8 protein-coding genes and 1 pseudogene are annotated in these 10024 nt (G+C 31.6%); 1 reads left to right on the top strand and 8 read right to left on the bottom strand.

All coding sequences use genetic code 11. From position 1 onward, the window contains the following. Positions 1-102 (top strand): annotated as a pseudogene (locus tag VQ048_RS11345) (IS30 family transposase); the annotation flags it as partial. Here VQ048_RS11345 and VQ048_RS11350 read toward each other — a convergent pair. From VQ048_RS11350 to vsr, 8 genes are all read right to left on the bottom strand, one after another. Further along, positions 71-1276 carry an SNF2-related protein gene (locus tag VQ048_RS11350; protein ID WP_327611787.1) on the bottom strand — a complete coding sequence of 402 codons (1206 nt, stop codon included), beginning with the start codon at positions 1274-1276 and terminating at the stop codon, positions 71-73. The pseudogene VQ048_RS11345 and the gene VQ048_RS11350 sit on opposite strands and share 32 nt — an antisense overlap. Beyond that, the gene (locus tag VQ048_RS11355) at positions 1276-2694 is read right to left on the bottom strand and encodes a hypothetical protein (RefSeq protein WP_327611788.1); all 1419 of its coding nucleotides are present in this window, start codon (positions 2692-2694) and stop codon (positions 1276-1278) included. Before VQ048_RS11355 ends, VQ048_RS11350 begins: the two co-directional genes overlap by 1 nt. A gap of 2 nt (positions 2695-2696) precedes the next feature. Continuing rightward, a complete protein-coding gene (locus tag VQ048_RS11360) occupies positions 2697-4403 on the bottom strand; it encodes a DNA cytosine methyltransferase (protein ID WP_327611789.1) in 1707 nt (568 codons plus the stop codon). A gap of 342 nt (positions 4404-4745) precedes the next feature. Continuing rightward, a complete protein-coding gene (locus VQ048_RS11365) occupies positions 4746-5306 on the bottom strand; it encodes a hypothetical protein (protein WP_327611790.1) in 561 nt (186 codons plus the stop codon). A 226-nt stretch (positions 5307-5532) separates the two neighbouring features. Continuing rightward, entirely contained in the window at positions 5533-7341 is a 1809-nt protein-coding gene (locus VQ048_RS11370; protein ID WP_327611791.1) for a hypothetical protein, read from the bottom strand. Positions 7342-7524: 183 nt separating this feature from the next. Then, positions 7525-7656, bottom strand: a complete 132-nt coding sequence (locus VQ048_RS11375) for a hypothetical protein (protein WP_327611792.1) — start codon at positions 7654-7656, stop codon at positions 7525-7527. Between the two features lie 47 nt (positions 7657-7703). Continuing rightward, the gene (locus tag VQ048_RS11380) at positions 7704-8150 is read right to left on the bottom strand and encodes a hypothetical protein (protein WP_327611793.1); all 447 of its coding nucleotides are present in this window, start codon (positions 8148-8150) and stop codon (positions 7704-7706) included. After that, positions 8150-9829: a DNA mismatch endonuclease Vsr gene (gene vsr, locus VQ048_RS11385; protein ID WP_327611794.1), complete on the bottom strand. Its 1680-nt coding sequence runs from the start codon at positions 9827-9829 to the stop codon at positions 8150-8152. The genes VQ048_RS11380 and vsr overlap by 1 nt, the downstream gene beginning before the upstream one ends. Between the last annotated feature and the right edge of the window lie 195 nt (positions 9830-10024).

The raw sequence follows: 10024 nt of genomic DNA on the forward strand, positions 1-10024 counted from the left end.
AATAAACTCAATAATCGACCTCGTAAAAGACTTGGATACCTCACGCCAAACGAAAAATTTAAACAAATTATTAATCAGAATTCTGTTGCATTTGCAAGTTGAATTCAGCAGATTCTATAAAATCATATATTTCCCTTTGATGGGAATCCATTTCAACTGGAATGTATTTTTCTTCTATTGGTGGTAGCTTGAGATCTTTCTTCTTAATTCTTATAAAATAAGGAGAAATGTTATCTTTTAATTCCTGTACCCGTTGTGATTCAGGCGAGTTATTATTAGTCATATCCGCCAAATTGTGATAATGAAACTTTAGAATTTCTTTAAATTTGAAAGGATAGATAAATTTATAAAGATTGAAAATATCTTGATAGCCATTTGGAACAGGAGTCCCTGTTAAAATCACCCTAGAAACTGCTTCTTTTGATATCTCTGTAACACTTCTTCCCCAAACACCTTCTGGATTTTTTATTCTATGTGCTTCATCAACAACAACCATTGTTTTGTTTCGCTTCAAAAAATCAATAATGTCATTTTGAAAACGGTCAACGCCACCGTGAAAAATTAATGTTAGTTCTGGTGAGTTTGGTGAATATAAATGTTCTAATTTTTGTTTCACTGAAATTTCACTATCACCAGACATTCTAAAAGAGTTAGGTTTATATCCAAAACACTCTGAAAATTCATTTTCCCAAGGAGCAAAAGATGAAAGAGGTCCAACAACCAAAAGTTTATCTACGTGACGAGGATCTTCTTTAGGTAAACTTTTCAAAAACGCATATGCTCCATAAACTATTGATGTTTTACCTGCACCAGGCACAGCAAAGTTGCAAGAGTTTTGAGCAAATGCCATATGAAAGGATGAAAGCAATTGCAATGGATAGAGTTTTCTTATCAACGTTTCTTTAAGGACTTCCTGAAAATTGTCAAATTGAGTTACTAAAGACTTTTTCTCTGTAAACTCATTATCTCTAATTGCTCTGGCATTTTCACTAAACACTTCAAAATTTTCTTCCTCTTTAGAAAATGCCTGTAATTCTACTTGTATATTTTCTGTGAATTGAAAATCGTAATTATACTTTCCCATCAACCCTTGAATCTCTTGAAGAGTTTTTATTTGTGTTTCATCACGAAATGGAATAAAAACGGAGTTCGATTCTATAAAGTAATTGAGTCTTTTGAGAGAAATTAAAAGTCTTTTATTTTGTAATAACGATTCTGTATCCCCATTTATGATAAAGATATTATCTACGATATTGACATCTATAGAATAGCTCATTATAAGTTCTTGTTTATTTGATATCCAATCTGTTGTATTCTTTTGGTTTTATCTTGAACTTCTTCAACTTCATCAGCAGGTATTTTATCGACTTCAATTCCCTCCAATAATTCAATTATATGAGATAAAACTCTAGAAGGGGATTTTTTTTGAAGTGAATTGAAAATTTTATCACCTAACTCTTGCACCATTCGTTGTACTTCAGGCTTAGCAAATGCCTTGTGTCCAGTTTTTATTGCTTCAAATGTCTGAGAGGCTCTCTTTATAAGTTTCTCAGGTTCTTCCGCAGCTTTATTATAACCAACTAGATATTTGTGGTCGTTCAGGTTTTCTAAAAATGCACTTGTATCGTTTTCGAATATCGAACTTTCAAAAAAGAGTTTGTCTCTTGCGTTTAAATGTTTCTCTAGGTTAGTCGAGTTAAAATCAATTTCAGGTTCTTTAGGAAGTTTTCTGATAATTTCGTTATGCTTAGAAGAAAAACTCTTCCAAATTTCTTTATCCCCAAAAAAATGCTTATCGCTATTTCCTTCCGCTAAATTTCTAAATTCTTTCCCATCATATTCATTCCTAAACCTTAGATAATCAAATGCAATAATTTTTAAATCATCAACATCACTATCTGTATAACCGTCAAATGCCTTTTTACTTGATTCTCCGTAAAACGTATTTAACCATTTGGTTAATGATAAAAACTGATCTTCTCTACTGTCAAGTTGAGTGTAAATACCATCATATTCAAGATATTCAAGATATTCGTCCATCACAGCCATTGTATCAAGATACTTTCGTATTTCTCCCTCTGTTTCTCCCATCCAATCTGAAATACTTTTGATTGCTTCAGTTTCAGAGATTTTGGAAGTTAATTTATCGAATATTTGCTTTGCTTTAAGATACTTTTCAATTGGGTTGTAGCCCAATTTTTCATCTTCACCCATTTGATAGGTGGTTTCAAGTCTTTCAATTTCGATTGGGTTTTCATCAAGGGTAACAGGTAGTACAATGGCTTTGAAGTAACCAGTTCTATCAACTTTGTTCAAAAGCATTGCTCTTCTGTTTCCGTCAATTATTACCCCATCCTTTGTGATAATACCAACTTTTTGCTGACCGAAATCTTTAATACTTGCAAGCGTTTTTTTATTTCTGTCAACTTTAGATTCCCATAGTAGATTTTCTATTAAATTTCTTCCTTCTTCAGTCTCAAGGTCTATTTCTTGATTTTGCTTTTCTAAAGATTTAGTTCTACTAAGAATCCTTCCGTTGTATTTATTGTATATTAAATATGAAAGCGGAATATTGTAAACCTTTTCTGTTTTTAGTTGCTTTTCCCACATTATTTCATGGTTTAGCAAATCAGTTCGGTTTTTATCCCTTTCGATAATTTCCTGTATTTTTTGTATTCTAACTTCTTTGTTCATAATTACTTATTGTTTGCGATAGAGGAAATTTTATTGACAGCATAAAGCGCAAAAACTTGCTTAATAGGTACCTTAGATTTGTTCTTAAATACTATTATATCACCTTGCTCAAATGAAGAATTTGGGCATCCAACTTTTTCAATAATATCTGCAATTTCATCTACAAGAATTGTAGGTTCTTTCAACTTCTCAATCGAGATTTGCTTTTCATACATATCTTGGAGTTGAACTTTATCTCCAATCTTTTCTGAAAAACCATTATTGATGATTTCTAAGAATCTTTTCCCTCCTTTGAAACTTTCGATAAGAGGTTCTAATTCTTTGTAGTATTCATCTTCAACTTTTTGGACAGGAAAGCCTTCTCCTGTTCCATATTGAATAGAAGTAAACCATTTGTTTTTTGTTTTACTACTTTTATCAATATCGTAATTAGATAATGTTACTGTTAAATTACCATCTTTTATTGGGTGTCTTCTAAATCTCGCACCTTTGTTCTTTACGGGAGGATTATTAAACTCCTTTAGTTTATAGGTATTTAAATTAAGTACTCCTTCAAGTTTAGGTGTTTTGTTTACAATTAAGTTCTTGGGCTTACTATGTTTTAGAAACTGCAATGTTGTTTCTGCCAAGGCTCGACTAACAGCACAGCAGACAGCATTACCTACAAGTCTCCATTTAGTGTTTTCAGAACCCATAAACTGATAAGTTATTGGGAATCCCATAATAATTGCCGCTTCCCTTACAGTAGGTAATCTGTATTCTCCATCTCCTTTTCTATTAATCTCTGATTTGTAAATAATAGACTCCCTTGAGTTAGCAATTTTAGTTGCAGTTATAGTTCTGCTTGGGTTATTACTATTCTCTGGAAAAGACATTTTTCCCATATAAGGGTGATTCTGTTTCCAAAATTTCGAAAACCTCCACTCAACCTCATAAACCCCAGTATCATAGAAATGATCTGTAATCTGATTTTGAGGAATTCTAATATCATAATTTATGTCTTTTACTTCTATGAAATTTTCCTTCTGAAATGGAGTTGGAAAATTTTGTTGAATAGTTTTAATTGATTTATAGAACGGTAAGTCTCCTTTTATTTTTGGATTACAATGAGTATGCTTGGGAACTATAAGTTTTTTTTGTTTGATAATCTCACCTGAGATTACTCGCTTTCTTGCTTGTATTGATCCATAATCTGCTGAATTAATTATAGTTGTATTTTCAAATAAATCAATTGCTATTTTATTAGGACTGATTTTATGCTCATTCGCCCAATCTGTAAGACCTAAATCCTTAAAGGTATATGCGGTTTGTAAATATCTTTTGGAATTTACAACGTTTTCCATAAACCAAGCTTTAAGAGTAGAATTTGGTTGATGTTTTTTTACAGCTACTATCTTTAAGAAAGTCTCTGTTAATTTTACCCCTAAAGATTTATCTGCCTTTCCTGATTTGTTAGAACTTGAAAAGCTAACACAAGGTGGGCTTCCCAGAATAATGTCTGTGTTTGGTATAGCGTTTATTTCATCAATTGAATTGTCGAAATCTAAAATATTCTTTGGACTACATTGTAAATTAAAGTTATGATTATAAGTGTCTACAGCAGGTTTCCAATGGTCATAACCGTAAATTATACCATATCCCATTTGTCGGAAGCCTTCGGAAAAGCCTCCTGCTCCACAAAAAAAATCTATTACTGTTAATTCATTCATCTATTGGTCAAATATACGTTTTTCTTATTTTTTAAATCATTTCAGCGTTGGCAAAAAATGGCTCTTTTGGTTTTTGGAGCTTTGGATCGTGTGTCGACAAAAACCAAATGTGCCATTTGCGGGTCGGCTTTTTACACTGACGCACAACGGAAAAAGTATTTGCGAAGGGCGGGTTTGAATTGGACGACAAGTTCAATTCAGCACAACCGAAGCGGATGCTTTTTCCGTATTGCTAAAATACTTAAAATAGTAATACGGAAAAGCAGAAGTGGATAAATATTACCAAATTTTCAACCATGCACTTAACCCCTCCTTTTGCAAATACTATGTTAGCTGTAGTCATTATTCTCTATCAATTTTCACATTTTCAATATTCAATTCAGTCAATAAAGTATTGTAATTTTTAAGATTTTTTGAGGAATTGTCATAAACTCTTATATAAAATGTAGAGTCAGTTTTTTCTGCTCCGAAAATTTGTCCAGAATGACTAGGAAAGTTCTCTGAAATTTTACTTTCTGTAAGTTTTAAAAGGTATTCGAAGATTGCTTTTTGTTGAACTTTATTTAATTTTAGTTCCTTTTCATAATCGAGTTTTTGAAATTCAGGTTTTCCATAAAGCTCTCCAATTTTACTGCAATCAACTCTATTTTTAATATATTTTGCATAAAAATTTTGGTTTTCTTTCGCATAAACTTCAAGAATTTCTTTGTGTCCTCCCCATTCTCCACATTCATTAAATGAAGCAAATAGAATTAATTTTGTGCTCGAACCAAAAGCTCCTAAATATTCGGGTTGGAAAAAATCGATTTCCTCATCGTTATTTTTAATCAATTCTTTTGATTCCTTCTTATTATGGCAAGAAATGAAAAAAATGAAAATTGATAAATATTTGAGGAATTTCATTTATGCAGTATTTTTTTATGATTACAGCTAACGGAAAAAGTATTTGCGAAGGGCGGGTTTGAATTGGACGACAAGTTCAATTCAGCACAACCGAAGCGGATGCTTTTTCCGTATTGCTAAAATACTTAAAATAGTAATACGGAAAAGCAGAAGTGGATAAATATTACCAAATTTTCAACCATGCACTTAACCCCTCCTTTTGCAAATACTATGTTATACGACGTTTTTAAGGTTTACAATGAATATAAATTTCCGTATTTGCTTCAAAGCAACTTGAAATTAGAGAAGAGATGAACCAAAGAATTTGTATAACCTCATTTCTTTCACGGAACGACTCTCCGTTTTTCAATTTATGTAATCTATCTTCCAATGCCGACTTTGAGATGAAATTAATAACAATATGAACCTGTTTTTTAATATTTGGATAACCCTTAATTTTCTTAAAATAATCAATCACTTCATTTGAATTCTGACCTGTTCTAATTCTATTTATTTGAGTTTGGATAGAGTCATTTTTGTACAAATTATTCCATAAATTTTCTTTAATATCCCATTGGTCATCTGATGGAGATAAATTTCCTAGATTTTTTAAGGTTTGTCCAACAATATCTTGAAAGTCAGATGCTGAAAAACTTGAATTTTTGTATTTAGAATGATAAAATGAAATTAATTCCTCATTTAAACCAATATGATCTGCCCATTCTTTGGAAAGATCATCGCAAACAAAATAATCATAATCTGCTTTAAATTTATTTTCTACAAATCCAAAGACTGAATCTTCTGTAAAATCTATAGAATCAGTTCTGAATTCACCTTTTTCTGATGTTACATTTTCAAGTTCAGGATGATCTTTAAATATCTTTAAAGTTGCATCCAAATTTCCTAATAATCGATTATCTTTAAATAATTTTCTATTACAATATATAAATTCTGGATTATCAAATGTGATGATATAACTACGAGTCCAATTTATTACTGAAAGAATGGGATAACATAGGTCATTTTCGTATTCAATATAAAGTTTAGAAAGTTTCTTTGATCGAAGTGTTATAGATTTATTATTTAAAAATAAACCTAAATCCTTTACAATCTTATTTTTAATTATGTAGTTTTCATCTACTTTATTTATTTCCAATAAATATTCAAATTGTTTTAAAATTGGAATTAAGTTGATTTCTCTCTCTAATACTTCATCGTTTTTTTTAATTCTGAAAAAACACCTTCTAATTTTATTCTCCTCAAATTCTTTATAAAGTTTGCTTAATACAAGTAATATTGAGGTTGGAATTAACTCATCTTTATGTTTTGAATAATCAATTGATGTCGCGAATGAAGATAAAAAATTTGTTTTAGGAATATAGTTTTTTATTCTTTCTACTGTATTCTTGCACCAATTTAAAAGACCATCAAAAGTGTTTTTGGGACCTAGTCGGTTGATTCTAGAAGAATTTACAGATAAAGCTACTTTTTGGTCGTCATTACTTACTCTTACATTATTGAGAATGTAAGCTTGTAAACCAAAACTGGCAACATTTTCTTGTAGATTTGGAGACTCTAAGCTTTTTTGTCTTATTGCTCTATCAGATATATTCATATTATCCATACTTAGTTTTTCAAAAGAAGTATTATCTTCTGAAAATATAGATGTGATCACGTTGTAATCTAGAGATTCAAAATCTGATAGAAAATCTGAAATTTTAGAAATGTTTCGTCTTGCAATTACAAGATGCTCTTCAAAATCAATTATACAGAGATATGCCAATTTTATTTCTTCCCAATTTGTAACCATTTCTTCAATAAAGGATGGTTTTTTCACGTATCTAAAAACTAAAACAGAATAAAATACTTCAGTTTCATTATCAAACGTTTTTTGCTTTTTGATAATTTCTAATAGTGCTCTTCCATGTTTATCAGTTGAAGCTTCTGTAAAAGTTTTTTTTATGACTCTTTTAGAAAGAAAATTTGGACTATCTTTAAGATAAAAATATGCATTTTCATGCAAAATCATATTGTCTAATAGCTGTGATTCATTCATTCGTTTTTAGGTATCGTTTTTATAAAATGTCGTATAACGGTCAGGGTATTGCCGAAGGCAGGGCTTATAGCACCTAACTTCAAACAAAATACCATACTCCAAAAGTAAATAAATTTTTCTAAAATGCATATATTCCCCGCTTGCGGCAATACCTTGTTATGTGCAGGCGTTATTTAGGTTATTTTATTTTATTCGGTTTACTTTTTCTTCAGTTATCATTTGGTTGCTTTCAATTACTTTTACTGTTGGTGGTTCAGAAAATTCAAATTCTTTAAGCTCTGCAATGAGATCGTTAAATTCTTCGTTAGTCGCCACAATAACATTGTCAAGCCCAATTACATCTCCGCTTTTAATTTTTGCTTTTATACACTTCTTGCTTCGTTTTCTTCAAGAGTTATAAGATAGCTCAAAGCCTTTCTGTGAACATATTTTAGTGCGATTGCTTCTAAGTCCGCTTGTTTATATCGTTCTCGCAAACTTGTTTTCACACTCCAACAAATCGGACCTCTTTCAGTTGTGTAAAACATCAAGTCATAAATTACATTCGGTACGAATGCGACTTTTGCACTCATGTAAATTGGTAAAATTCCTTCCCTTACACAAAGTGTCGCCAAAATATATTCAAAAATTTTTCCGTTTAAATTATTGTTTCTTTCAGGATGTAAAGCATAAGCACCCCAATATTTTCGGATGTATTCGTTTGGTTTTTCATATTCTACTTCCAAAAAATTGGGAAATAAACTGTCAAAAATTAGTTCTGCTTTATTATCTCTGCCTATAGTTATACTTAACTCATTTAATTTCCCCATTATATTTTCTTTATTAATTTTAAAATTTCTTTTGCGGTTGCCTGTATTGCAGGTACGGCAACGGAGTTGCCGAACTGTTTATAAGCGGAAGCGTCAGCAACCGGAATTAAATAACTATCCGGGAAACCCTGTAATCTTGCCCATTCTCTCGGTGTCATTTTCCGTATTCCGTCACGGTTTACTTCGCCTTTTATGCGAGTTGTTGGAGTGAAATCTTTTAGCCTTTTGTCGATTACTAAATTTCTCTCTCTCCCCATTCCTCCACAAACAACTGCATTTGCGATTTCGTCATCTGCAATAATTGCATAACCAAAACCATTGCCTTTATTTTCGTGTCTTGCTTTGTGGTTTTCTAATGTTGAAAGATATTGTGTAGAAAGATAATATTTCGTTGCCGGTACCTTCTTTTCTTTTATGTCAGCAAATGTTACTTTTTTATCTATAGGTTTCGGATAAGTAAAATCATTTATTTCCATATTTGGATGAAAACCAACAATATAAATTCTTTCTCTATTTTGAGGAACTCCGAAATCTTTGGCATTTACAATTTGAGGTTCGGGAACAAAATATCCTAAATCATTTCTTAAAACATTAAGAATTGTTGTTAAGGTTTTTCCTTTATCGTGATTTCTTAAACCTTTTACGTTTTCAAGAAAAATAGCTTTTGGCTGTTTTCTTTTGATGATTTCAGCAACATCAAAAAATAAAGTTCCTCTTGTATCTTCAAATCCTCCACGTTTTCCGGCAATCGAAAACGCTTGGCAAGGAAAACCTGCACAAAGAACATCAAAACCATCTGGAATGTATTGTTTTGTTTCTTCTTTTGTGATGTCGCCAAATGGTGTTTCGCCAAAATTTGCTTTGTAAGTTCTTTTAGCTTCTTTGTCCCACTCGCTTGTGAAAACACACTTTCCACCTAAATTTTGCAGTGCCAATCGGAATCCGCCAATTCCTGCAAATAAGTCGATAAATTTAAATTTTGGGTTTTCTATTGGTGGAAATGGCACTTGAAACGAGTCGAAAATACCATATTGCAGTGCTTCTTCTGCAACTTTGGTAGTAATTTCTTCTCCCGGATATTTGTATTCTAAAATTTCTTTGGTAAATGCAACTGCATCTTTTTTGTAAAACTGTGAAACTCCGTTTTTTGAGTTGTGCAAATAATGAGTTAGAACAGCCTCTTGGTTGTTCTCGGGTTCAATTAGTTTTATCCTAAATTGCTTGTTCCCAAACGTTTCTAAAGATATTTTTTCTTTTAAATCCATTTTTAAATTCTTAATCTCATTTTCTATTTGCGACACGCAAGTTAGTAAATTTTTCTCGATGTCTTTACACCAAAATCTTAAAATCGTCCAACCTTGTTTCGTAAGTTCTTCGTTTACTTCTTTATCTCGTTCTATATTTCTTTCGATTTTTTTGTTCCAAAACTCTTGGTTTGTCTTGTGGTCGTTTTTGCGTTCGTGCCAGTCTTTGCCGTGCCAAAATTCTCCGTCCACGAAAATCGCAAGTTTGATGTTTTTGAAAGTCAAGTCTGGTTTTCCGTAAACGGTTTTATTGTTTTTTTGGTAACGATGACCTCGTGCAAAAAGCGTTTTAGCCAACAAAAGTTCAGGTTTTGTACCTGTCGATTTGTTAGCCTGCATATTTTTCCTTCTTTGCTCTTTGGTCAATCTGTCCATACTGCAAAATTAGAGATTTAAAAATTTTTTGATTGTTTTCGAGAAGTTTAATTTTTAGACGAACTGGTCAAATACGCTTGCACATAACGGAAAAAGTATTTGCGAAGGGCGGAACTGAAATGAACCTTAAGTTCAATTCAGTCCAACCGTAGCAAATGCTTTTTCAATGAAACTAAATTAATCAAAATAGTTGAA

The sequence above is a fragment of the Bergeyella anatis genome, from assembly GCF_036016955.1.
Lineage (GTDB): Bacteria > Bacteroidota > Bacteroidia > Flavobacteriales > Weeksellaceae > JAYWXI01.